The sequence below is a fragment of the Kribbella sp. NPDC054772 genome (assembly GCF_053611945.1).
Map to the genome: position 1 here is coordinate 104,686 of NZ_JBSHBJ010000006.1, position 22,364 is coordinate 127,049.

Annotated in this window: 27 protein-coding genes; 12 read left to right on the forward strand and 15 right to left on the reverse strand. The window is 69.7% G+C overall.

Annotated elements, in window-relative coordinates; genetic code table 11:
- Positions 1-16 precede the first annotated feature (16 nt).
- Positions 17-913, reverse strand: a complete 897-nt coding sequence (locus tag ACWGID_RS12660) for a universal stress protein (RefSeq protein WP_452196574.1) — start codon at positions 911-913, stop codon at positions 17-19.
- 174 nt (positions 914-1,087) lie between these two features.
- On the opposite strand from ACWGID_RS12660, the gene ACWGID_RS12665 reads away from it, so the two are divergent.
- Positions 1,088-1,885, forward strand: coding sequence for a sigma 54 modulation/S30EA ribosomal C-terminal domain-containing protein (locus ACWGID_RS12665; protein ID WP_452196575.1), 798 nt, complete (start codon positions 1,088-1,090; stop codon positions 1,883-1,885).
- Here the strand turns inward: ACWGID_RS12665 and ACWGID_RS12670 are convergent, their stop codons facing one another.
- From ACWGID_RS12670 to ACWGID_RS12690, 5 genes are all read right to left on the reverse strand, one after another.
- Complete coding sequence (locus ACWGID_RS12670; RefSeq protein ID WP_452196576.1) at positions 1,886-2,851, reverse strand: PEP/pyruvate-binding domain-containing protein; 966 nt, start codon at positions 2,849-2,851, stop codon at positions 1,886-1,888. It lies immediately after the preceding gene.
- A 26-nt stretch (positions 2,852-2,877) separates the two neighbouring features.
- Positions 2,878-3,885 carry a type I glyceraldehyde-3-phosphate dehydrogenase gene (gene gap, locus ACWGID_RS12675; protein WP_452196577.1) on the reverse strand — a complete coding sequence of 336 codons (1,008 nt, stop codon included), beginning with the start codon at positions 3,883-3,885 and terminating at the stop codon, positions 2,878-2,880.
- A gap of 11 nt (positions 3,886-3,896) precedes the next feature.
- On the reverse strand, positions 3,897-4,859 hold the full coding sequence (locus ACWGID_RS12680; protein WP_452196578.1) for a hypothetical protein: 963 nt from the start codon (positions 4,857-4,859) through the stop codon (positions 3,897-3,899).
- 97 nt (positions 4,860-4,956) lie between these two features.
- Positions 4,957-5,568 carry an Rv1733c family protein gene (locus ACWGID_RS12685; RefSeq protein WP_452196579.1) on the reverse strand — a complete coding sequence of 204 codons (612 nt, stop codon included), beginning with the start codon at positions 5,566-5,568 and terminating at the stop codon, positions 4,957-4,959.
- A gap of 19 nt (positions 5,569-5,587) precedes the next feature.
- The gene (locus ACWGID_RS12690) at positions 5,588-6,547 is read right to left on the reverse strand and encodes an Acg family FMN-binding oxidoreductase (RefSeq protein WP_452196580.1); all 960 of its coding nucleotides are present in this window, start codon (positions 6,545-6,547) and stop codon (positions 5,588-5,590) included.
- Between the two features lie 131 nt (positions 6,548-6,678).
- On the opposite strand from ACWGID_RS12690, the gene ppk2 reads away from it, so the two are divergent.
- The 5 genes from ppk2 (at position 6,679) to ACWGID_RS12715 (ending at position 10,449) form a co-directional block, all read left to right on the forward strand.
- Positions 6,679-7,482 carry a polyphosphate kinase 2 gene (ppk2, locus tag ACWGID_RS12695; protein WP_452196581.1) on the forward strand — a complete coding sequence of 268 codons (804 nt, stop codon included), beginning with the start codon at positions 6,679-6,681 and terminating at the stop codon, positions 7,480-7,482.
- A gap of 215 nt (positions 7,483-7,697) precedes the next feature.
- Positions 7,698-8,492, forward strand: a complete 795-nt coding sequence (locus tag ACWGID_RS12700) for a 2-oxo acid dehydrogenase subunit E2 (protein ID WP_452196582.1) — start codon at positions 7,698-7,700, stop codon at positions 8,490-8,492.
- Positions 8,489-9,271: a universal stress protein gene (locus ACWGID_RS12705; protein ID WP_452196583.1), complete on the forward strand. Its 783-nt coding sequence runs from the start codon at positions 8,489-8,491 to the stop codon at positions 9,269-9,271. The genes ACWGID_RS12700 and ACWGID_RS12705 overlap by 4 nt, the downstream gene beginning before the upstream one ends.
- A gap of 1 nt (position 9,272) precedes the next feature.
- Positions 9,273-9,710 (forward strand): hypothetical protein, encoded by a 438-nt coding sequence (locus ACWGID_RS12710; protein ID WP_452196584.1) that lies wholly within the window; start codon positions 9,273-9,275, stop codon positions 9,708-9,710.
- Positions 9,697-10,449 carry an SDR family NAD(P)-dependent oxidoreductase gene (locus ACWGID_RS12715; protein ID WP_452196585.1) on the forward strand — a complete coding sequence of 251 codons (753 nt, stop codon included), beginning with the start codon at positions 9,697-9,699 and terminating at the stop codon, positions 10,447-10,449. Before ACWGID_RS12710 ends, ACWGID_RS12715 begins: the two co-directional genes overlap by 14 nt.
- Positions 10,450-10,468: 19 nt before the next feature.
- Here the strand turns inward: ACWGID_RS12715 and ACWGID_RS12720 are convergent, their stop codons facing one another.
- From ACWGID_RS12720 to ACWGID_RS12735, 4 genes are read right to left on the reverse strand one after another with little or no spacing between them, the layout of a single operon-like run.
- Entirely contained in the window at positions 10,469-10,978 is a 510-nt protein-coding gene (locus tag ACWGID_RS12720) for a DsrE/DsrF/DrsH-like family protein (RefSeq protein ID WP_452196586.1), read from the reverse strand.
- A 16-nt stretch (positions 10,979-10,994) separates the two neighbouring features.
- Positions 10,995-11,288, reverse strand: a complete 294-nt coding sequence (locus tag ACWGID_RS12725; RefSeq protein WP_452196587.1) for a TusE/DsrC/DsvC family sulfur relay protein — start codon at positions 11,286-11,288, stop codon at positions 10,995-10,997.
- Positions 11,285-12,529 (reverse strand): type III sulfide quinone reductase, selenoprotein subtype, encoded by a 1,245-nt coding sequence (gene sqr / locus ACWGID_RS12730; protein WP_452196588.1) that lies wholly within the window; start codon positions 12,527-12,529, stop codon positions 11,285-11,287. Before sqr ends, ACWGID_RS12725 begins: the two co-directional genes overlap by 4 nt.
- Before the next feature lie 59 nt (positions 12,530-12,588).
- Positions 12,589-13,014 (reverse strand): Hsp20/alpha crystallin family protein, encoded by a 426-nt coding sequence (locus ACWGID_RS12735; RefSeq protein WP_452196589.1) that lies wholly within the window; start codon positions 13,012-13,014, stop codon positions 12,589-12,591.
- A gap of 150 nt (positions 13,015-13,164) precedes the next feature.
- On the opposite strand from ACWGID_RS12735, the gene ACWGID_RS12740 reads away from it, so the two are divergent.
- The 3 genes from ACWGID_RS12740 (at position 13,165) to ACWGID_RS12750 (ending at position 14,878) form a co-directional block, all read left to right on the forward strand.
- The gene (locus tag ACWGID_RS12740) at positions 13,165-14,178 is read left to right on the forward strand and encodes a lysylphosphatidylglycerol synthase transmembrane domain-containing protein (RefSeq protein WP_452196590.1); all 1,014 of its coding nucleotides are present in this window, start codon (positions 13,165-13,167) and stop codon (positions 14,176-14,178) included.
- A 128-nt stretch (positions 14,179-14,306) separates the two neighbouring features.
- Positions 14,307-14,516: a hypothetical protein gene (locus ACWGID_RS12745; RefSeq protein WP_452196591.1), complete on the forward strand. Its 210-nt coding sequence runs from the start codon at positions 14,307-14,309 to the stop codon at positions 14,514-14,516.
- A gap of 104 nt (positions 14,517-14,620) precedes the next feature.
- Positions 14,621-14,878 (forward strand): hypothetical protein, encoded by a 258-nt coding sequence (locus ACWGID_RS12750; protein WP_452196592.1) that lies wholly within the window; start codon positions 14,621-14,623, stop codon positions 14,876-14,878.
- A 17-nt stretch (positions 14,879-14,895) separates the two neighbouring features.
- On the opposite strand, the gene ACWGID_RS12755 is transcribed toward ACWGID_RS12750, so the two are convergent.
- Positions 14,896-15,171, reverse strand: a complete 276-nt coding sequence (locus tag ACWGID_RS12755) for a DUF1876 domain-containing protein (protein WP_452196593.1) — start codon at positions 15,169-15,171, stop codon at positions 14,896-14,898.
- A gap of 199 nt (positions 15,172-15,370) precedes the next feature.
- On the opposite strand from ACWGID_RS12755, the gene ACWGID_RS12760 reads away from it, so the two are divergent.
- Positions 15,371-15,574, forward strand: a complete 204-nt coding sequence (locus tag ACWGID_RS12760; protein ID WP_452196594.1) for a hypothetical protein — start codon at positions 15,371-15,373, stop codon at positions 15,572-15,574.
- 158 nt (positions 15,575-15,732) lie between these two features.
- On the opposite strand, the gene ACWGID_RS12765 is transcribed toward ACWGID_RS12760, so the two are convergent.
- A complete protein-coding gene (locus ACWGID_RS12765) occupies positions 15,733-16,254 on the reverse strand; it encodes a hypothetical protein (protein WP_452196595.1) in 522 nt (173 codons plus the stop codon).
- A gap of 250 nt (positions 16,255-16,504) precedes the next feature.
- Between ACWGID_RS12765 and ACWGID_RS12770 the strand changes: the two genes are divergently transcribed.
- Positions 16,505-17,002, forward strand: a complete 498-nt coding sequence (locus ACWGID_RS12770) for a flavodoxin domain-containing protein (protein WP_452196596.1) — start codon at positions 16,505-16,507, stop codon at positions 17,000-17,002.
- A gap of 10 nt (positions 17,003-17,012) precedes the next feature.
- Here ACWGID_RS12770 and ACWGID_RS12775 read toward each other — a convergent pair whose 3' ends face one another.
- Together ACWGID_RS12775 and lhgO are read right to left on the reverse strand one after the other, a co-directional pair.
- Positions 17,013-17,834: an amino acid-binding protein gene (locus ACWGID_RS12775; RefSeq protein ID WP_452196597.1), complete on the reverse strand. Its 822-nt coding sequence runs from the start codon at positions 17,832-17,834 to the stop codon at positions 17,013-17,015.
- Between the two features lie 347 nt (positions 17,835-18,181).
- A complete protein-coding gene (gene lhgO / locus ACWGID_RS12780) occupies positions 18,182-19,375 on the reverse strand; it encodes an L-2-hydroxyglutarate oxidase (RefSeq protein ID WP_452196598.1) in 1,194 nt (397 codons plus the stop codon).
- 55 nt (positions 19,376-19,430) lie between these two features.
- On the opposite strand from lhgO, the gene ACWGID_RS12785 reads away from it, so the two are divergent.
- A complete protein-coding gene (locus ACWGID_RS12785) occupies positions 19,431-21,611 on the forward strand; it encodes a glycoside hydrolase family 2 protein (RefSeq protein ID WP_452196599.1) in 2,181 nt (726 codons plus the stop codon).
- On the opposite strand, the gene ACWGID_RS12790 is transcribed toward ACWGID_RS12785, so the two are convergent.
- Entirely contained in the window at positions 21,550-22,362 is an 813-nt protein-coding gene (locus ACWGID_RS12790) for an alpha/beta fold hydrolase (protein WP_452196600.1), read from the reverse strand. The two genes, ACWGID_RS12785 and ACWGID_RS12790, sit on opposite strands and share 62 nt — an antisense overlap.
- Positions 22,363-22,364: the final 2 nt, after the last annotated feature.

Below are 22,364 nucleotides of genomic sequence, written 5' to 3' on the forward strand. Positions count from 1 at the left end.
GTCCGGCGGCCGGGTCTCAGCGGACGACCGCGACCGGGCACGCGGCGTGGTGCAGGACCGCGCGACTGACCGAGCCCAGGACGAGTCCCCGGCCCCGGCCGCGGCCGCGGGAGCCGACGATCAGCAGGTCGGCGTTCTGGGACTCCTCGGCCAGGACCCTCGACGCGGTACCGCGGATCTGCTTCTCGGTGACCTTCACGTCCGGATGGGCGACCGCCTGCCCGGCGACGGACTCGGCCAGCACCGCGGCGCCGTCTTCGTCGACCACGGCGGGGTCGTGGGCGGGGAACAGGATGTCCCCGGCACCGGTGCTCTTCGGATCCTTCCACGCCAGGACAGCCGTGACCGACGCACCGATGCGCTGCGCGAACTCGTACGCGAAGCCGATCGCCTGCTCGCTCCGCACCGATCCGTCCACCCCGACCACCACTCGTCCGGGTCGGTCCTGACGCGGTACCCAACCCGCCGGTACGACGACCACCGGGCAGGCGGCGTGGGTCGCGATATGTGCCATCACCGACCCTTCGGCCAAGTCACGCACCTCCCCCAGCCCCCGCGAACCGAGCACCAGCAGCGCCCCGCCGACGGCCTCCCGCAGCAGCACCGGCACCGGATCGCCGATCGGTACCTCGGCCTCGATCTCCACCCCGGGGAACTCGGCCCGGACGTCCCGGCAAGTTTTGTCGAGCAGCTGTTCGGCCTCCCGCCCCAACGCGTCGGTCCCGATCGCCAGCGCGGCACCCCCCGTGCTCCGTAGTACCGGCCACGACATCACGTGGATGATCCGCACACGCTGCCCGAAGTCCTGTGCCGCGCCGGCCGCCCAGCGCGCCGCAGCGTCACTGGCCGGCGACCCGTCGTACCCGACCAGCACCGGCCGGCCGTTCGACCATTCCGCGCCGAACTCGCCCACGGTCCCTCCCCTCGCCGTCACGTACCGACGATCCTCACCCGCGCGGAGTGATCGGCGGCAGGGACCAACGGCCCTGATTCAGGGCCCAACGGACCTGACCGTGCGGTGCCGTAGCTGCGAGCCTGAAATGGTCGTCCGGTCTCGGGCGCCGGTAGGAAACCGTCAGGGGGACGCATGAGGACAGACGGCCAAGTCACTTTGCCGTTCAGGCCAGTCACCACACTGCTCGTCAGCACGGTGGGAATCCTGCCCACCGACGCCGCTGCGGTGATGAACGAGCACCTCGCGCCGATCCTCGGTCCGTGGGCGTCGCAGAGCCGGGTCCGGCTCACGCGCCTGACCGAGCCCGGGCTGCGCCGGCCGCTGGTCGCGCAGGTCGACGTACAACTCGCCGGTGGACGGCGGGTACGGGCGCAGGTGGCGGCCGAGACGATGTCCGACGTGGTCAGTCTGCTCGCGATCCGCACCATCGAGCAGCTGCACCTGTTCCCCGGTGCGCTGGCCGAGTGCCTGCGCGAACGGGTCAGCACCCTGCTCCCGCCGTCGCCGCCGGAGCTGCTGCCGCCGGCGGTCCGCCGGGTCGCGCGGCACAAGATCTGCCGTCCGGAGGCGATGACGGCGGCCGAGGCGGTCCTGGCCCTGGAAGCCATGGATTACCGGTTCCACCTGTTCCGGGAGAAGTACAGCCACCAGGACAGCATCGTCGTCCACAGCGGTGGCGGTTACCGGATCGTCCAGGCACGACCGAACCCGATCGGCCTGCAAGTCCCGACACCGCCGATCGTGCTGAGCACCGCGGAGCACCGCAGCGTCGCGGTGGCCACCGCGCGGCTGGATCTCACCGGCGAACCGGTCGAGATCTTCACCGACAAGGCGACCGGTCGGCTGGCCGCGCTCTATGCCAGGTACGACGGCCACTACGGCCTGCTCGGCGCCCAGGCGGCGATCCGAAACACCCACGGGACCTGGTGATCAGCGGTACTGCGGCTCGAGGACGCCACGGCCGGGAGCCTGGATCTTCACCGCGGGTGCGCGACCGGGACGGATCTCGACCACAGACAGATAGCCGGTCGGACCGTCCTTCGCCCACTCCAGTGTGGTCGGGCGACGGAAGCGCCGGTCCGCCAGGACCGACCACCGGGCAAGCTCCCGGAGTTCGTCGTCGGTGAGCACCAGGCCGGCCCGCTCCGCCGGCGTCGTGGGAACCGTGCGGGTCCCGTGCGGCTCGGCGGCCACGGTCTTGGTCAGCTTGGTCCCGCGGTGTGCGACGATCAGTGACCGTGCTCCGGGGTGCACCGAGTACAGGTCGCCATCGACCACCGGCGGCTCGCCGAGGCCCCAGGCGGCCTGGACCCGCACGAACCTGTTCTCGGCGCGGGCGGTACCCGAACCCCCGAGATCGGACCGCACGAGATGCTGCACGGTCACCGGCATCGCGACCGTCAACTGGTCGGCCCCCTCGGCCTCCCGATTGCCGACGGCAACTGTGTCGTAGAGGGACGCGAAGCATCGCCGGCACGCGGCGATCACGTCCGCGCCGGTCTTCAGGTGCAGGAACACCTGGTGGTCGACGACGTCGGGTGACCGCACCGGGCTGCACCGCACGGCGACCTCGGTCCCCTCGCCGCCGAGCTCCTTGTAGGCGGTCAGAATCTCCTCGGCCACCGGTGCCGGCATCGGCGCGTCGCGGAACGCGGTACGGATGCGGGCCGCGGCCACCTCCAGATCGCGCCCGGTCCGGAACCTCCGGATCTGGTGGCCGATCACCGGGCCCAGCCGGCCCTCGCGGACGAACTCGCCGTACGCCGCGGCGATCACCGCGAAGCCTTCCGGAACCCGAACGCCCTCGAGCGCCAGCTCGGCCAGCCGAGCGGCTTTGACACCGATCTGTTCCGGTTCCAGGGTGCCGTCGAGCCGCAAGACATACGCGTCGTTCATCGCTGCTCCCTTCACACCGAGCCTCTTCACAAGGAGGCCGCGACGAGCTCGGTCAGGTCGACCAGCCGGCTCGTGTAGCCCCACTCGTTGTCGTACCAACCGAAGACCTTGACCAGGTGGCCCTGGACCTGGGTGAGCTGGGCGTCGAAGATGCACGACGCCGGGTCACCGACGATGTCGCGGGACACGATCGGGTCCGTCGTGTAGCGCAGGATGCCCTTCAGCGGCCCGGCCGCGGCGTCGGCGAACGCCTGGTTCACCTGCGCGACCGAGACCGGCGCCGACAGCTCGACCGACAGATCGGTCAGCGAACCGTCCTCCACCGGCACCCGGACCGCGACGCCGTCGATCTTCTCGGCCAGCTCCGGAATCACCAGCCCGACCGCACGGGCGGCGCCGGTGCTCGTCGGAATCAGGTTGGCCGCTCCGGCACGTCCGCGCCGCAGGTCCTTGTGCGGGCCGTCGAGCAGCACCTGGTCGTTGGTGTAGCTGTGGATCGTGGTCATCAGTCCGCGCTCGATGCCGAACGCCTGATGCAGCACCGACACCATCGGCGCGACGCAGTTCGTCGTACACGAAGCGTTCGAGATCACGTGGTGGGCGGCCGGGTCGTAGTCGTCGTCGTTGACGCCGAGGACGACGGTCGCGTCGACATCCTTGCCCGGCACCGACAGGATCACCTTGCGGGCACCGGCGCTCAGGTGCGCGCCGGCGGACTCCCGGGTGCGGAACTTGCCGGTCGACTCGATCACGATGTCGGCCCCCACAGCCGCCCAGTCGAGCTGGGCGGGATCACGCTCGGCGGTCGCGCGCAGGGTGCGGCCGCCGACCGTGATGGTGTCGTCCGAGTGTCCGACCTCTTCCTTCAGAGGCCCGTACGTCGAGTCGTAGCGGAGCAGGTGCGCGAGTGTCGCCGGTGGTGCGACGTCGTTGATCGCAACCACGTCGATCCCGGTCGAAGGCCGCTCGAGTACGCATCGCAGGTAGTCCCGCCCGATGCGCCCGAACCCGTTGATCCCTACCCGCACACTCATTGGTTGCCCCCTCAGACGGTTCTTCCCTCACTTCCATTCGATGGCGGACCCGGTGGCCCCTGCAGGGGCGAAGGTCCCGGCTTCGGTTGCCGGACGACCGCCAGCACCACAAGCGCCACGCCGATCACGAACGCCACGCCCGCGCTCACCAGCACGACGATCCACAACCACTCCAGCACCGGTGCGTTCGATCCCGCGTCGGCCCGGACGCTGACGCCGCGGCTGCCGTCCGCAGCCATCACCACGAGCGTCCAGTCGCCTTGCTCGAACGGCCAGGAGATCGACTGCTGCCCTGGTCCCGAGGCCTGGGAGCGCCAGATCCGCAACGCCGCCGGCGGTACGACGGGCGCCCTGCCGGCGTGCTCGGTGTACGTCGCGTGGTTCGGTCCGATATCCGTCACGGTCGAGTGCGCGACGCCGGACAGATAGCGCTGTACGTCGCTCGTGTTGGCGAGCCCGACGAACACCGGCGTACCGTCCGTGCTCTGCACGCGGATCCGGGCGTCGCCGAACCACCGGTGCGGGATACTCGCGGCGCCGGCGTCGATCGCGAGACTCTCACTGGTCAACGCATAGCCGGCCGTCGTCAGCGTGACCTGGTCCGAGGTGATGTACCCCGCGCTATCGCGCCGCCCTTCGTCGAGCCAGGCCAGCGCTCCCCCGACCGCCAACCCGACCACTGACGCCAGCGTCACGAGGATGCCGATCACCAGAGCGACAATCCGTCCCGCGGACATCCGCGGCCGGCCCCCCGACGGTGGTGGCCCGGGCGGTTGCGGCCCCGGCGGCGGTACTCGCGGCGGTTGGGTGCCCGGAGGCTCGGTCTCTCGCACCGGACCGCCCGCCTGCGGTTCATGCAGCTTCGCCGCGCGCGGATCGTCCGTACTCATGTCCAGTTTCACCGGCCACCACCACCGGTTCAGCCGTTCGCCCAGTGCCCCATAGGCGCGGACCGGATACGTCGTCGTACTCATCACACCCCTCCTGTCGTCAGACGTCCGTTCAGGCCAGGCTCGGACGATTGGACCTTCGGCTGCAGAGCCGAAGGTCCCGAGAGGAAGCTGAGTACGGCTACTTCTGGCCGCGCAGCCACCGAGCGGAGATGGTGCGCCACTCGGTGTCCCAGTCGCGCAGCCGGCGACGATCCAGCGGGATCCGCGCGAGCCGGAACCCACCCCACAGCAGCATCCACGAACCGAGCACGACGAAGGTCCCGACAGTGCCGCCGAGCGCGGCGCTGTCGGCCGGCGAGCGCGGCGTGGTGACGATCAGCCCCGAGGTGTCGAGCCAGACCATCACGTCGGAGTTGGCCTTGGTCCCCATCACGACCGTGGTCAGTCCTTCGTGTTCGGTTCCGCGGGCGTCGACGTACGCGACCGGGACCAGCGACAGTACGCCGCCGGGGATGCCGGACGACACGGGCTCGGTGCCCTCCAAGGTCCGTGCACGGACCTCGTAGAGCCTCGCGCGCTCCTGCGCCGCCGAGGCGTCGAGGGAGTTCCGGACGCTGGTCCCGATCGCCGCTCCGATCGGCACCATCAGCAACGCAGCGATCAGGGCGCACCACAGCAGCAGCGATTCGATCCGATCGGGCCGGCGGCGTAGCGTGGACGGTCCGAAACCGAGCCGGCGCGCCTGCATGAGCACCCACAGCTCCCCCGTGCGCTGCTTCCCGCCGCTCATGTGCCCTCCCCGTAACCTGTCACTCGCCGATCAGGACGTCCCCGATCGCGCGGCGCGGCGTCGCCGGCACGGCCGAGCCGTAGCCGAACCGGATCACCGCCTGCGGCCGCTGCCACGGACCCAGCGGGTCGTTGATCTGCAGCCGCAGTTCCTCGTGCTCGATCGCCTGGTTCAGCAGCGAGGTCGCCACCCTGCGGGCGGTCGCCTCCAACAGCACGTGTTCCAGCGCCTGACCGGCGCGCAGCCACTCGATCGGACCGTCGTACCGGGTGGCGAGCACGGCCAGCTGCGGCTCCCGCTCGAAGGTTGCCACCGGTCGCTCGGCATCCCCCTCGGTCGCCGCCAGTTCGCGCTTCAGCGGGTCGCCGCCGGCGATCCGCGAACCCAGCGCGCTCGACGGCACGCCGTCGGTCTCCCGGTCGCCACCGACCCACTGCCGGCGCTCGGCCGTCCGCGCGGTGTCCTCGTCGTCGGCCGTTATCGCCTCGTTCGTTGCTATCCGCAACCACCAGCGCCGGCTCGGCTTGTCCAGCCACTGCAGGACCGCGCCCTCCACCCGCGCGCACAGGTCGAGCTCCACCCGGATCTGGGCCGGCAGCCGGGTCTCGCTGAACGGCTCGCGGTTCGTCCGGCGCTCCGTCAGGTACGGCGCCAGCCTCGCCATCGACTCCACCGGCGGACCATCGAGCTCCACGACCGCGACCAGGTCCGGCCGCTGCTGGTCCATCAGGTGCCGCACCTCCGAGCCCATCCCCCGCGCCGCGGCCGCGACCCGCAGGTTGAGGATCGCCGCACCCAGGGAAACGAACAGCATCCGGTGCGACGGGTCCTCGGCCGGAAGCTCACGCCGTCGGTCCCGGTACACCTCGACCGTCCGGCCCACGAACCGGAACCGCCACGGCTGCGTGTTGTGCATCGACGGTGCCGCCACCGCCGCCCGCAGCAAGGCGTCCCGTTCGGCCGCGGTCACCTCGTTCATCTCGCTCCTTCGGGCAGGTCGGATGCTGCTCTGCTCCGAGCCAACGCCATGCCGGCCGGTCGTCGTAGGGCCGAAAGGCCCGACCCGGCGTGACTGCTGGGATCCGGGCCGCGGATGCGAGATCGTGCAGCATGACCCACACGAAACGATTGCCGAAGAAGCGGTACGAGAAGGAGCTGCTCCGGCTGCAGGCCGAGCTGGTGAAGCTCCAGGAGTGGGTGCGGGTCGAGCGCGCCCGGGTCGTGGTGGTCTTCGAGGGCCGGGACGCGGCCGGCAAGGGCAGCACGATCAAACGCGTCACGGAGTACCTGAACCCACGGGTCGCGCGGATCGCGGCGCTGCCGGCCCCGACCGAGCGGCAGCGGTCGCAGTGGTATTTCCAGCGGTACGTCGAACACCTGCCGGCCGCTGGGGAGATCGTGCTGTTCGACCGCAGCTGGTACAACCGGGCCGGTGTCGAGCACGTGATGGGGTTCTGCACGAACCAGGAGTACGCGCGGTTCCTGCACCAGTCCCCGATCCTCGAGCGGCTGCTCGTCGAGGACGGCATCCTGCTGCGCAAGTACTGGTTCTCGGTCAGTGACAGCGAGCAGGAGAACCGCTTCCGCAGCCGGCTCGACGACCCGATGCGGCGCTGGAAACTGTCGCCGATGGACCTGGAGTCGATCACCCGCTGGGAGAACTACTCGCGGGCCAAGGACGAGATGTTCGTCCACACGGACATCCCCGAGGCACCGTGGTACGTCGTGGAGAGCGAGGACAAACGCTCCGCGCGGATCAACATGATCGCGCACCTGCTGTCGACGATCCCGTACCACGAGGTCCAGCGACTGCCGCTCGAACTGCCGGCCCGCCCGCCGTCGAAGGGGTACGAGCGCCCGCCCCGCGACATGCAGACCCAGGTCCCCGACCACGCGGCCCGGCTGCGCAGCTGACACCCGGCGGCTCAGACTGGAGCGGTTGAGACTGGAACGGCTGAGACTGGAACGGCTGAGACTGGGGCGGCTGAGACTGGGGCGGCTGAGACTGGGGCGGCTGAGACTGGGGCGGCTGAGAGTCCAAAGTCCCGCGCCCTCGGGACCGATCGACCGGTGCGGGCGGGCCGCGCACCGGCGCATGCTCGGACCAGGGCGGTTCGGGAGGTGGCCTCGTGCAGGACGCGCAGGTACGACGGGCGCCGTGGGTCCGGCAACTGGTGATCGACACCGGGCGCGCCGCTCGTCGCCGGCACGCCATCCACGGGCTGTTCGAGGTCGATGTGACGTCCGCCCGCGGCATGCTTCGCAGCATCGAGGGCAATCGTTTGTTCACGGCGTTCGTCGTGCACTGTGTGGCCGCGGCGGTGGCCGCCGACCCCGCCGTGCAGGCCTATCGCGACCTGCGCGGCCGCGAGATCGTCTTCGGCCAGGTCGACATCGGGTTCCCGGTGGAGGTCGACGTCGACGGCGTCCCGTTCGCGTTCACCCACGTGCTGCGCGACGCGGCCCGGCGTACGGTCGAGGATCTGTCCGACGAGATCCACGCGGTGAAGGCGGATCCACAGCGCAGCGCGTCGGTTCGCAAGGCTCCGTGGGTCCGGGGATATCTGCTGCTGCCCGGCTTTGTCCGGGTCGCACTGCTCGGCGGGCTGCATCGGCTGCCGCACCGTCAGCAGGCCCTGGCCGGGACCGTCGGGGTGACGGCCGTCGGGATGTTCGGCGCGGGCGCGGGCTGGGGCATCGGATTCCAGCTGCACACGCTGAGCGTGGTCGTCGGCGGCATCGCCCGGCGGCCGGTCCTGTTCCAGGGCGTCCTCGTCGAGCGCGAGTTCCTGCAGCTGACCGTCAGTCTCGATCACGACGTGGTCGACGGCGCACCGGCCGCCCGATTCGTCGCACGGCTGCGTGAGCTGATGGTGGCGGGCGACGGAATCCTTCAGTCGGTCCCGTCGAGGAAGCCCGCATGAAGCGCCGCCCCGTAGTCGTGGGGATCGACGGGTCGCCGGCTGCCGACGTCGCGGTCAAGTGGGCGGCCGCCGAAGCCGCGTCGCTGGGCAGCGACCTCCGGCTGCTGCACGTGGTCGCCCCCGGGCGCACGCCCGCCGACGCCGGCGACATCGTGAACCGCGCGGCCGAACTGGCCCGCGATCTGCAACCGGATCTCGTGATCGACGCGCACCTCGATCGTGGCGCACCCTCGACGATCCTCGTCAGGGCATCGGCCGAAGCCTCGACGGTAGTGATCGGCACCCGCGGCTTCGGGACGATGGTCGGTGCGCTGTTCGGTTCGACAGGGCTCGACCTGGTGGCGAATGCCCGGTGCCCCGTGGTCGTCGTACGCCCCGACCTCGGCAGCCTGGCCGGCATCCGGGTCGTGATCGGGTACGACGGTTCGCCGGCCGCCGACACCGCGCTCGACGTCGGCCTCGACTACGCCCACCGGCACGACCTCGACGTCCGCGTCGTCGCGGCGCAACCCGCCGGCACCGGCCTGCACCGCATCAGCGAGGACGAGCTGCGGACAGCGGTTCACAAACGCGACGGTCACGACGCGGAGCTCGTCCAGATCACCGGCCACCCCGCGGAACACCTCCTCAGGCTCGCGTCCGACGCCGCCCTCATCGTCCTCGGCGCCCGCGGCCGCGGCGGCTTCACCGGCATGCTGATCGGCTCCGTCAGCCAGACTGTCCTGCACCACGCAGACTGCCCCGTCGCCGTCATCCCCGCCGCCGCCACCGGCGGCTGAGATGACCGCCCCGGCTACCCACACTGGCCCGGCGACCATCTGGCGGGCGATCCACTGGGGCTTCGTCGCGCTCTTCGCGTCCGGCGCCTGCGTCCACGTGGTCCTGGCGCTCACCACTCCCCGCTCGTACGACGGATTCGCCAACGCCGGCCTGTTCGGCTGGATCGAGAACGACTGGCAGAGCGTCTTCATGGCTCACCCCACCCGGTGGGCCTTGCTCCTCGCGGCCGCCGAACTGACGATCGCGGCCCTGCTCGTCACGGCGCCGCTCGCGGGTTACGTCGCCGTCGTGCTCTTCCACCTGGCGTTGATGCTGTTCGGCTGGGGCTTCTGGCTCTGGTCCGTACCCGCCCTCGCGCTCGCCGTACCTGCAGCAATGCATACCGCCCGGGCCGGCACGGCCCACACCTACGAAGGAGAACGCCATGGGCAGGTTTGACGATCGGGTCGCGCTGGTCACCGGCGCGGCAAGCGGCATCGGCAAGGCGACCGTCTGGCGGCTGGCAGCCGAAGGCGCCGCGGTCTTGCTCACCGACATCGCCGTCGACGCCGGTGAATCCGTGGCCGAAGCGCTGCGGGACTCCGGTGCGCAGGCGGAATTCGCCCAGCACGACGTCGCGAGCGAGTCCGACTGGGAGCGCGTCTGCATGCTCGCGGCCGAACGGCTCGGTGGCATCGACATCCTGGTCAACAACGCCGGCCTGGGAGACCTGGCGACGATCGAGGAGACGACGCTCAAGGACTGGCAGCACACCCTCGACGTCGACCAGACCGGCGTCTTCCTCGGGATGCGAACCGCCGCGCCCTACCTGAAGGCGTCCGCGCACGCATCGATCGTCAACATCAGCTCGATCTTCGGCACCAGTGGCGGTTTCGGCACCTCTCCGGCGTACCACGCGGCGAAAGGAGCGGTGCGGACGCTGACCAAGAACGCGGCCCTGCACTGGGCGGCCGACGGGATCCGGGTCAACTCCATCCATCCCGGTTTCATCGACACCCCGATCCTGGACGCAGCCCGCGGTACGCCGTTCTGGACGACGATGACCGAGCTCACGCCGATGGGACGGCTCGGCCGACCGGACGAGATCGCGGCCGGCGTGGCCTACCTGGCCGGTGACGACGCCTCGTTCGTCACCGGTCTCGAGCTGTACATCGACGGCGGTTACATCGCCCGCTGAGGGCGGGGCCGGTCACGGTTCAGATGAAGATGATCTGGGCTCCGTCGGTCTTCTCGATGAAGTCGGCGGCGCTGATGATGCCCTCGACGGCCTCGTACAGGTCGCTCTCGTCGAGGTGCATCAGGTCAGCGGACATCCGGCAGGCCCACAGGTGACCGCCGGACGCGACGATCTGGTCGAGAAACTCCGGTACGTCGGGGACGCCGATCTCGCGGATCTGCTTCTTCATCTGGCGGGTCGCCATCGCGGTCATGCCAGGCAGACCGCCAAGGCCCTGGGGCTTATGCGTCGCGGTGTTGCCGAGCATCGTGAACTTCAGGTCGTGCATCCGCGACCGGGTGATCATGTCGAACCCCCAGAACGTGAAGAACAGGTGCGTCTCGACACCTTCCCCCAGCGCGGCGTTGGCCAGGATCAGGCCCGGGTAGGCCATGTCCAGGTTGCCCTTGGAACAGATCACGGCCAGCTTGCGGCCGACGGTCGCGACGTCGTCGAAGTCCGGGACGACCTGCGGCAGTGTGGTGGTCATGGCGGTGCCTCCTGTCTCACACGCAACCACGCGGTTTCGGCAGACCGGCGACGTACGCCATCTTCTTGGCCGGTTTGCCGGGGAACAGCACGAACAGCTGCTTCACCGGGATGCCGGCCAGCGTCGACACCCGTCGTAGCGTGGCGGTCTCGCCGTGCGTGGGGTAGTCCTCCCGCAGGAAGCGGATCGCCTTCCAGTGCTCGTCGGTGAGCTCGATCCCGATCCGGGCGGCGAGCTGCACCGCGAGGTCGTCGGTCCATTCGCCGTACTCGGTGAGGAAACCCTCGGCATCGACGTGGACGGTGGTCATGGTGCTACCTCCTCGTGCGGCCGGTGCTTGCCGGCCATCGACATCCGGGCCGGCACCGGCAGCCAGCGGCCCGGGAGCAGCAGGTGCCAATAGACCCAGCGGAACGCGAGCTTCCCCCAGTGGTTCGCTCGCGTCTCCCGGAGCAGGGACAGTGGTCCGAGCCGGCCGAGCGGGAAACGCCCGGGCAGCGGTTCGGTGTCGTAGTTGAAGTCGATCAGCAGCCCTTTGCCGTCGCCGGTCTCGACGAAGCAGTTCGCGTGGCCGTCGAACCGCCCGGTCATCGGCTGCCCGGCGACGTACTCGCAGAAGTTGCCGACGAAGATCTCGCCGGAGAAGTGCGCCACCGAGCCGGCCTTCGACGTCGGTAGATCGTTGGCGTCGCCAATGGCGAAGATGTCCGGGTACACCGCCGACTGCAGCGTGCCCCGGTCGACGGGAACGTAGTTCAGCTCGTCGCCGAGTCCGGACGCGGCGACGAAGTCGGCCCCCATGTTCAGCGGCACGGTGACCAACAGGTCGTACCCGATCTCACGCTCGTCGTAGCTCACCAGAGTCCTGCGCTCGGCGTCGACCCGTTCGACCAGGAAGTCCGTCTCGACCGTGATCTTCCGCTCGTCCAGCAGCCTGCCGAGGTACCGCGACGCGATCGGTTTCGTGAACGCACCGTCCAACGGCGTCACGTAGACGAACTCCACCTGGTCCCGCATTCCGAGCCGGCGGAAGAAGGCCTCCGCGAGGAAGACGAACTCCAGCGGTGCGACCGGGCACTTGACCGGCTGCTCGACGACGTGCACCACCAGCCGTCCACCGGTGAAATGGCTCAGGGCATCACGCAGGGCGAACGCGCCGTCGTACGTGTAGAAATCGTGGATGCTCCGGCGCCACTCGGGGCCGAGCATCCCTGGCGTCTGGTCCGGGCGCGGGCTGGTCCCGGTCGCGATGATCAGGTAGTCGTAGCCGACCACGTCACCGCCGGCCAGCCGGACGTTCTTCCGCTCCGGGTCAACGCGCTCGATCTCGCCGAACAGCAACTGAATGCCCCGACGCAGCACGGTCCGGCGTGGACGGCGCAGATCTCCCCGGCCGCCGAACGGCACGAACAGCAAACCGGGCTGGTACACGTGGTCGTGGTCTCGGTCGATCACCGTGATCTGCCAGTCGGCAGTTGCCAGCCGACGCCGCAGCTTGTTGACCACCAACGTCCCGGCCGTACCACCACCGAGAATCACCAACCGCCTCATCATCGTCCCCTCTCACACCGTCGCCCGGCCGGTTGCGGCCGGCCGGGCATGGCATGTCGTCAGTCGGTGTGCTCGATCGCGATCGTCCGCGCCTCCGCGGCCTTCGCCACGATCGGGACGGTCACCTCGAGGATTCCGGCCGTGTACTTCGCGACGACGTTCTGCTCGTCAGCTCCGTCCGGGAGCAGCACCCGGCGGGTGAGTGTGCCGTAGTGGAACTCGGAGTGGCCGCCGTCGTGCTCCTCCTCGTGACGAGTCGCCGAGATGGTCAGCATCCCGTTCGCGATCTCGACCTTGATGTCCTTACCCGGGTCCAGACCTGGCAGCTCCGCGCGGACGACGTACTTGTCGTCATCGGCGAACTCCTCGATCCGGACGCCACGCATCGTGGCCGGCATGGGGAACAGGCTTGGCAGACCCTCGGCCCAGTCGAACAGGTCCGCGAACTGCCGCCGGCTGTCCCGGTGCTGCAGTGTGCTCGCCATCGTGTCTCCTTCCGCTCGCCCTTCCTGTATTTCCAGCTCAGCTCGCGGGCCAGCTCGGGAGCAGGGGCGTCCGCACCGGAACCGGGCGGACCTTCGGCCCTCCCAGCTCGCCGTTCGGCAGCGCAGACTGCTGGTGGGAGGGAGCGCGGCATGGACAGTGCGACCGGGGCGTCCCGGCCTGCCTGGCACCGTCGGCTCTGGTCGGCGATCTCACTGATCGTCCTCTTCGCGCTCATCGAGTACGTCGTTCTCCCCAAGCTCTCGCTCGCTCGCGAGTCGCTGCACCGCGTCTCGCAGTTGCGCCCGATCTGGGTGCTCACCGCAGCCACCCTCGAAGCAGGCAGCCTGGTCTGCTACTCGCTGTTCAGCCGCGCTCTGCTGGGCACGAGCCGGCCCCGGTTCTCCTGGATCCTCCGCTCGGACCTCACCGGGTACGGCGTGAGTCACGTCGTACCCGGTGGTGCGGCGACCGCCACCGCGATCCGGTTCCGGCTGCTGGTCATGGGTGGCGCGGATCCGGCGGACGTGACGGCAACCGTCACGGCCGAGGCGGTCGGCTCGCCGCTCGCGTTGGTCCTGATCGCCTGGCTGGTGTCGATTCCGGCGCTGTTCCTGCAGACCGCAACACCCGCCTACCTGACGATGTTCCTCGTCGGGCTCGCAGTTATCGCCTGTGGCGCGCTCGCTGTCCGGGAGCGATCGACGCTCGAACGCTTCGCCGCGCGACTGGTCCGGGCAGCCCAACGGCACCTCCCGCAACGGGTCCGCCCGTGGATCGCCTCGACCGCCGTCAGGCTCCGCGACCTGCTCGCCGATCCCGCGGTACGTACTGCGTTCCTGGTCTGGGCGACGCTCAACTGGCTGCTCGACGCCGCGGTGCTCTGGACCTTCCTCGCGGCGTACGGCGAGGTGATCAGCCCGGTTCCGGTGCTTCTCGCGTACTGCGCGGCGAACCTGGCTGCCGTCGTACCGCTCACCCCTGGCGGCATCGCGGTCGTCGAAGGGGTCGCGATCTCGGGACTGATCGGATTCGGCGTCCCCGCCGACACCGCCGTACTCGCGGTCCTGTCCTGGCGGCTGCTCCAGTTCTGGGCACCGGTTCCGCTGGCCGGCCTGTGCTACCTGAGCCTGCGCGCCGAGAGCCGCTTCCTGGCGAGGCGGTAGACCACCAGTGGGCCCGACGCGCTTCGACATGCCGTTCTCGACCCGGCCGGTTAGCGTCGCCGCATTTCGAAGATGCCGGTCCGACGCGCCGCACCGCGCCGTACCGGAGGCCCTTGGAAGGACCCCTCATGCAATTGGGCCGAGAGTTTGCCGTGCGGCTGGCGCGAGGCGCACAGACTGTGATCGGCCATCGCGGCGTGCGCGTCGCCGCGCTGATGGTCGCTGTCGCGGTCTCGTTGTGGCACGTGGACCGCGTTCCGCACACCGCTGTGTTACCAGCCGTGCTGGGGCTGGTGCCGTTCGCGATCGGCAAGTGCATCCTCTGCCCGCTGCGCTGACATGCGATCTCGACGAGTGGCCGCTCGCGTCGCCGGCACCTGCGCGCGTACGCCGAGAGCGAGGTCCTCGGCCTGATCTCGCCGTGGCATGCCAGCGCGGACCAGTGGCGCGTGCACCGCCTCGAGACCACCGGCGTACGGCGGTCCAGTCCACGGTGCGAGCCCACGCGAAGAAGCGCTGGTGGCTGGTCTGGCCGCCATCGGCGTTGCCTGGCGGGAGGCCGTTCGGGGCGGTGGCGCTGACCGCGTTGCTGTACTGGATACCGGCGCTACTGATCGGCGGCACGCTGCTGTTCCTGCGCTGGCGAGGCTGGTTCACCGAACGGCATGCCGAAGCCGGGCCTGCTTCGCGGACGGGATGAATCCGCGGCTGCCGGGTTCAGCCGTGCAGGCGGACGCGCTCGTGGGTGATGGCCTCGATGTCGGAGGCCGCTGTGTGCAGCAGCTTGTGGGCCAGGTCCGACAACGCGCGCGCCACCGCCAGCTCGTCGCCGATCTCGGCGATCTCGGTGTCAGCCGGGTTGCGGTGCGCGGCACCGCGGCCGAGTAGGTGCGTCTTGTCGTTGGTGCGAAGCCGAGCCTCCGCATGCGTGGTTCGCTCGTCCTCATGCTCGTCGAGGTAGATGTCGACGCTCCACCGCCTACTAGTGGTCATGTCCGGTCCTTCCACCTGGGGGACTTCGCGCTGGGCTTCCGTGCTGGGCTTCCGTGCTGGGCTTTCTGCTCTCGCAGCCATCCTCCGCAGTCCATCGGCGACAGAACCAGGGCCGTCCGGTCCTCAGCTGACGGGAACTTCTGCCTTGCCCGGCCGGGGCCGCCGGGCGTGTGCTGGAGGTGGGTGAGAGGAGCGAGCCATGAGCGATCTCGAGAAGAGCCGCGCCGAGCGGGATGCCCGGCGTACCGTCGCCACTCGCCGCTCGGGAGCCGGTTCGGCGAGCCCCGAACAAGCGATCCTTCGCCACCTCGGCATCGAGTTCTACAAGGAACGCCGCGGCGGCGGACCCACACCGGAGCCTTCAGCCGACGAACAACCGGCGAATGGATCGGCCGACCGGTGACCTTCGCCTCTGGGGGGACGTCACCGGCCTAGGTGCACTGAAACCAGGCGAGGGGAGCCGAACGCAGCATGATGTGGCGGAACCCCACCGCGAACCGTGCTGAAGGCGCCGTTGGCTCCTCTCGTCGTCGCACACCCACCCGAGCAGTCCGAGGGCTGCTACGCCGGTCCGCCCTCGACCGGGATGTGGGCGCGGGCGGCTGCTGGGTTGCGGAGTTTGCGGAGGGGGATGCCGATGCCGTAGGTGAGGAACTCGCCTTCGGGAGAGATCTCGACGATTCGGCAGTCCGCGAGACGTTCGGCCGGGACGAGTCTGGCGAGCGCGGGTGACAGGGAGTTGACGTCCGGCGCGCCCTGCGGGTGGACGACCGCCCAGCCGTGGAAGCTGATGGTCGCCGGCGGGATCGGGAACAGCAGCGCGAGCAGGCCGCCGCGCCGGATCGGCACCGTGACCGCGACCTGGCCGATCGCCGGGATGTGCAGCGCCTTCCAGCTGTGCGGCGCGACGGCGACGTACAGCCTGCCGTGACCGGCCGTGTAGACGACCCCGCTCGACCGCGGCCGGCCACTCGGTGTCACATGGCTGAGTACCAGGAACGACGCCCGCTCGAGCTGCCTCCAGATCTCGGCCCGGCTCGGCCGCCGGCGCGCGTGCTTGCTGGTTCTGACCGCCGTGCTCATCGCAGCCTCCCATCAGTTGCTTCGATTGTCGGTTGCAACTGTGAACCGGACCACAGACCTCCGGCCCGACTCGGGGAGACAGAAGTCCCCGCGCGGGGCCCCGTGGGCCCGCTCTTCCCAACCCAGGGCCGCGCATCCCCCCACACACATCACGCCGCGGCCGGCACACCTCGTCGCGCTGACATCCGGCCCCGCCGATCCGGGCCGGATGACCCTGACCGCGTGACGGCAGCGTCGACACGCTGGAGGCATGTCCGAGAAAGTACTTGTCAGCTACGCAACGTCGATGGGCGCGACCGCGAGTATCGCCGCTGCGATCGGGGCCAGGCTCCGGGCGTCCGGCGTCGAGGTCGACGTTCGCGAGGTCGGCGCGGTCCAAGCGGTGACGCCGTACGACGCCGTGCTGCTCGGCAGCGCGATCTACGAGGGGCAATGGCGTCCGGAGGCAGTGCGGTTCCTGCGGCAGCACGAGGTGCAGTTGCGTTCCCGGCCGGTGTGGCTGTTCCAGTCCGGGCCGATCGGCGTCGACCGGCAGGAGGAGCAGCCCGTTCCGCCGGACGTCGCGCACCTCGTGCAGCTCGTCCACGCGCCGCCGGTGAAGACCTTCGCCGGTGATCTCCAGGACGACGCCGTCGCCCGGCACCCGGAGCTCGAGGGTCTGGCCGAGGATGCCCGCGACTGGGAGGAGATCCGTGAGTGGGCCGATCACATCGCCGATGCCCTCCACGACGCCCGGCAGACGACCTGAAGCCCACCGGTCAGCGGGACTTCGTGAGGGTTTGGGCTGCCTCGGCGAGTTCCGCGAGGCGGTGGGCGCGGGCGGACTCTGCCGGGGTGAACGGCTCCCCCGGGCGGCTGAACGCGAACAAGCCGGTCCAGGGTGACGGCACCTTGAGGACCGTGCCGTCGTCGGCGAACTGACCTGCGAGCGTCACCCGATCGGTGACCAGCTGGGCGCCGAGCAACTCGGCGACCGCGTGCGGCAGCTCAGCGGGATCTGCGACGACCCGCGCCGACAGGCTCAATGCCTTCGTCTGACCGTCCACCAACGCCAGTGCGGTCGTCGGCCAGACGTGGGTCTCCCGGCCGCCGGCCGACTCGACAGCGACCTCCAGGTCGGCCGCGGTGATCTCGTCCGGTGTGGACACCACCAACTCGTCCCGTACTCCGTCGTCGATCGGATGGACGTGCAACCCCAGGATGTTGGCGTCCAGCACCGCGAGCCGCCGGGTGAGGCGCTCCAGAGCCCCCGCCCGGTCGTCCAGCGTCACCCGGATGCGCCACAACGTCCCGATCCCCCGCCGCGGGTGAACCGTCGGTGCATGCAACCACGACCGCAGCAGCCGCATCGTCGACGGCTCCACCACCCAGATCACCAACGCCGTCGTCACACTCGCCAGCACCGCCACCGACACCAGGTACGGCGGATGCGCCGCCAGCACCACCGCATGCAACGCAAACTCCACCGGCGCGACCGCCACCAGCTTCGCCAGCGTCAACCGCGCCCGCCGAGGATGCGGGAGCCGTCCACACACCTCACACGCCGTCCCACCGGTCAGCGTCGTTCGCAACGAGTCCATAGACACCAGGGTGACCCCTGAAGATTGCCCCGCTGTTGCCTGGATATGACGTTCGGTCAGGGCTCGATCAGGCCGGCCCGGATGGCAGCCCACCTCTCCAGATCAAGGGAACTCAATTGCCACCAGGCGGCCAAAGATTCCCCGCTACCCGCCCCATCGCGACGGAGCCGGCCGCGCCACCGTCGTAGGCACCGCCGTGCACACCACCATCACCAAGGCGGTCGACTCGTCGAGCGGCGCGGCATCTCGACAGTACGTATACCTGTAGTACCCCGTCGGTTCACGCCGGAGCGACCGGCCGGATCGCGGGCAGTGGACGTATACGTACTGTCGAGCTGCCGCCAATCTCAGGCGCGGTCGGCCGACAGTTCCTCGGCGATGCGCTCGCCGATCACCAGACATGCAGTGGCCGCGGGCGACGGAGCATTCAGGACGTGCAACGCCCGGCCGTCGCGGAGGAACAGGAAGTCGTCGACGAGCTTCCCCTCCCGCGTGACGGCCTGCGCGCGGACCCCGGCACCGGACCGTCGTACATCGGCAACGCGCAGCTCGGGCAGCATCCGCCGCGCCTCGCGGACCAGCGCCCGCCCGGTCAGCGAGCGCGCGATCTCCTTCGCCCCGGTCCGCCCGTACCGGCGGGCGAGCCGCCACGTACCGCGGTACGTCGCCGCCTCCCAGACATCCCGTGGCTTGATCTTCGACCACGAGTAGCCCTCGCGCGCCAACGCAGGTACGGCGTTCGGGCCGACGTGCACAGTCCCGTCGATCCCGCGCGTCAGGTGCACACCGAGGAACGGCAGGTCAGGATCCGGCACCGGATAGACCAGCCCCTTCACCAGGAACTCACGCTCCGGAACGATCTCGCTGAACTCACCCCGGAACGGCAGGATCCGCACCCCCGGCTCGAGCCCAGACGCCCGCGCAAGACGATCACTCTGCAGACCGGCACACACCGCGACCCGCTCGGCCTCGATCACCTCGTCCGTGGTCCTGACCCGGATCAACGCACCGGCGTTCTCCACGGCCGTCACGGACACGCCCGTACGGATCTCCCCGCCCGCGGCCCGCACGTCATCGGCGAGCGCAGCCGCCACGAGACCGAAGTCCACCCGGCCGGTGGAGTCGACCGCGAGAGCGCCCTTCACCCGCAGATGGGGTTCGCGTTCGGCCACCTCGTCGAGCGTCAGGCGCCGGACCGGTACGCCGTTCTCCCGGCCGATGCCGAGCAGCCGATCAAGCTGCGGTAGCTCCGCCTCGGTCGTGGCCACGACCAGCTTGCCCGGGACGTCGTACGGGATGCTCTTCTCGTCGCAGTACTCCCGCAGCGCCGCCCCGCCGGCCACGGCGAACCGGGCCTTGAGGGAACCGGGCCGGTAGTACAGACCGGAGTGGATGACGCCCGAGTTGTGCCCGGTCTGGTGCGCGCCGACCGCCGCTTCCTTCTCGAGTACGACGACCGTCGTGCCGGGGTCGCGACGCTGCAAGGCGCGCGCGACGGCCAGCCCGACGATGCCGCCACCGACCACTACCGCAGATCTCATCACCCCGAAGAGAGACGACAGGCGCCGCAATAAATACATCGTTAGGGTCGTGGGCATGGACAGGTGGCTGTTCGGTGAACTGGTCGACGAGTCCGCGGTCGGGACGTCGTACGACGACAGCGGCTTCGAGCCGGTCACGCTCCCGCACACCGTCGTACCGCTGTCCTGGCGGGACTGGGAGGCGGACGCGTGGGAGCGGCGCTGGTGTTATCGGCGGTGGTTCGAGATCCCGGCGGACGCGCGGCGGGTGTTCGTGGACGTCGACGGGGCGCTGCAGGCGGCGGAGGTCTTCGTCAACGGGATCAGCGCGGGCACGCAACTCGGCGGGTTTCTGCCGTTCACGCACGAGGTGACCGACCTCGTGAAGCCCGGCCGGAATCTGCTGGCGATCGCGCTCGATTCCCGCTGGTTGCCCGTCCCGCCGAATGGTCACCCTGACGGGCACGGCGCGGTCGACTACTTCCAGCCGGGCGGTCTGACCCGTTCCGTCAAGGTCCGCTGCGAGCCGGACGCGTTCATCACCGACCTGCACGCCCGCCCACTGAACGTCCTCGATCCGTCCTCGCGAAGCCTCCACGTCAGCTGCACCGTCGAAGGCGCCGGCCAGCTCACCGTCGAACTCCGAGCGTCGGACAGTCGGCTGATCACCTCGGGCACAACCACCACCGGCGAACTCACCCTGACCGGCCTCGACGACATCCAGCTCTGGGCACCCGACTCCCCCGTCCTGTACGACGTCATCGCGCGCCTCGACCTGGGCAACCAAAGCAGCGAACGGAAGGTGCGGATCGGATTCCGGGAGGCCCGGTTCGAGGTCGACGGGTTCTACCTGAACGGCGACCGGCTCGAACTGTTCGGGCTCAACCGCCACCAGATCTTCCCGTGGACCGGGATGGCGATGCCGGACCGGGTCCAGCGACGCGACGCCGAGATCCTCCGGAACGAGCTGAACTGCACGATGGCCCGCTGCGCCCACTACCCGCAGTCCCCCGCCTTCCTCGACGCCTGCGACGAACTCGGGCTGCTCGTCTTCGAGGAGATCCCCGGCTGGCAGTACGTCGGCGACGCCGCCTGGCAGGACCTGGTCGTCGCGGACGTGGAGCGGATGATCCGCCGCGACCGGAACCGCCCGTCGGTCGTCGTGTGGGGCGTCCGCGTCAACGAGTCCGCCAACCACCCCGAGCTGTACCGCCGCACTCAGGAAGTCGCGCAACGTCTCGATCCCGACCGCGCAACCAGCGGGGCGATGGTCGCCTCGGAGTACTCGACTGTCGACTTCCACCAGGACGTCTTCGCCTACAACGACTACGCCCACGACGAGACCGGCGCGACCCTCCTCGCACCGCTGCCCGACGTCCCGTACCTCGTCACCGAAGCGATCGGTTCCCTCGCCGGACCGCACTTCTACCGCCGTACCGATCCCCAGGATGTGCAGGCACGCCAAGCCTTCCTGCACGCCCAGGTCCACCAGCAAGCCGCGGCCGACGACCGCTACCTCGGCGTACTCGCCTGGCAGGCCTTCGACTACGACTCACAGAACGGCTGGGTCGACCACCGGCTGAAATGCAACGGAGTCGCCGACACCTTCCGCATCCCCAAGCTCGGCGCTGCGATCTATCAAGCCCAGGTCGATCCCGAGCACCGTCCCGTCATCGCGCCGGCCTTCCACTGGGACGCGCCGCTCGACGACGAGCTGATGATCTGCTCGAATCTCCAGCACCTCGAGATCTACCTCGGCACCGACCACGTCGCGACGATCCGCCCGGACACCACCCGCTTCGGCGCTCTGAAGCACCCGCCGTCGTTCATCCACTTGTCGGCGACCGCGGACCTCCGCATCGACGGCTATCTGCACGACCGCCGCGTCCTGATCAGGTCCTTTTCCCTCGACCGCACCAAGGACCGCCTCGACCTCCTTGCCGATGACAACGAGATAGTTGCTGATGGCACCGACCTGACCCGGGTCGTCCTGCGGGCGACCGATCGGTACGGCAATCTCCGGCCGTCCGTGAGCGGTCCGGTGACCCTCGAAGTTGAGGGACCTGGCCGGCTCGTCGGGTGCAATTCGTTCGATCTGGCGTCGAATGGCGGTGCTGCCGCGCTCTGGCTAGGTGCGTCCTCCGCCGGCGAGATCCGGCTCACAGCTCACCACGCGGACCTCGGCGACGCGGCAGTCATCGTGAGAGCCACTCCCGCAGGACAGTCGCCAGCGCCACCGGGGCGTCGTACTGCATGAGGTGGCCGGCGTCCGGAACCTCGACGTACGACGCTCCCGGAATCAGCCCCGCGAGTCGTCGGCCGGTCGCCGTCGGGATCCAGGCGTCGTCGCGGCCCCACACCACCTTGACCGGGATCGCCAGTTTGCCCAGCGCCTTCTCGTTCTCGACCAGGAACGTCTCGTCGTACTGCGCGATCTGCCGGTAGAGCGCCGACTGTCCTTCCTCCGTGCGCCAAGGAGCCACCAGCTCCTCGAGTTCCGGCTCACGCAACCCGCGATGGCTCGCCGCGGTCACGTAAGCCCGCAGGATCGCCTCATGGATGTACGTCGGCAACTCGTCCAAGGTCGTCGGATGCCGCTTCACGAACTGGAAGAACGGCGACCCGCTCGGCGGAATCGCGACCACATCAACGAGCATCAGCGACGAGTACGCCGCTTGCTCGGCCAGCGTCGCGCGCAGCGAGACCGCGCCACCGAAGTCGTGCGCCACCACCTGCGGCCGGTCCAGCTCCCAGTAATCGAGCAAGGCCGCGAACGCTTTCGCCTGTGCGCCGAAGTCCACCGCGTGGGCGGGATCCTTCGAGGACGCGCCGTACCCCGGCATGTCCCACAGGTGCACGGTGAAGTCGGCGCTCAACGCGTCCGCGTACTTCGACCACACGCGCGACGAGAACGGCGTCCCGTGGCAGAACACCACCGGCGGGCCGTCACCCGCCCGGCCCCATGCGATCGATCGGCCTTCCCACTCGAACCGCTCCTCGACCTCCATGG